The sequence below is a fragment of the Bacillus sp. EE-W1 genome (genome assembly GCF_009760835.1).
Taxonomy (GTDB): Bacteria; Bacillota; Bacilli; order Bacillales; family Bacillaceae_G; genus Bacillus_A; species Bacillus_A wiedmannii.
The window spans coordinates 32,419-33,275 of the sequence record NZ_WIPE01000047.1 but is presented as its reverse complement, the minus strand read 5'-3'; the positions used below and the strand labels follow the sequence as shown (position 1 = coordinate 33,275).

Genomic DNA, 857 nt, shown 5'->3' with positions numbered 1-857 from the left:
TACTTTCAGCGATAAAACTTCTGTCATACCTTTTGTAATCTCAAATGATACTGATTCGCTTAGCTTTTTGTAACCTGGTAAGCTTTCCGTCTCTACTAATTTGTATTTTCCTACTGATAGATCTGAAATGTTTGCTTTTCCTTCTTTATCTGTCGTTACTTTCGTTACTACTTTGCCTGCTTCATCTTGGATTTCAAAGACTACACCTGCCAATGTCTTCTGACTGTCTTTGTCCACTTTTGTAATCTCTACTGAGCCTTTATCTACTTGTTCGTTTTCTACTTTCAGCGATAAAACTTCTGTCATACCCTTTTTGATTTCAAATGATACTGGTTTTTCTAACTTTTTATAACCTAGTAAGCTTTCCGTCTCTACTAATTTGTATTTTCCTACTGATAGATCTGAAATGTTTGCTTTTCCTTCTTTATCTGTCGTTACTTTCGTTACTACTTTGCCTGCTTCATCTTGGATTTCAAAGACTACACCTGCCAATGTCTTCTGACTGTCTTTGTCCACTTTTGTAATCTCTACTGAGCCTTTATCTACTTGTTCGTTTTCTACTTTCAGCGATAAAACTTCTGTCATACCCTTTTTGATTTCAAATGATACTGGTTTTTCTAACTTTTTATAACCTAGTAAACTTTCTACCTCTACTAACTTATATGTTCCTATGGATAAACCTGAAACGGTTGCTTTTCCATCCTTGTCTGTCGTTACTTTCGTTACTACTTTTCCTTGTTCATCTTGCACTTCGAAAGTTACGCCTGCTAATACTGTGCCACTTTCTTTGTCCACTTTTGTAACTTCTAAAGTACCTTTGTCTACCAATTCATTCTCTATTTTCAATGATAAGACTT

The 857-nt window shown here is 35.0% G+C and carries 1 protein-coding gene; it reads right to left on the bottom strand.

The genetic code is table 11. The features are described 5' to 3' along the window. Positions 1-857: MSCRAMM family protein (locus tag GFJ36_RS04845; RefSeq protein ID WP_275940646.1), on the bottom strand; the 857-nt coding region annotated here is incomplete at both ends.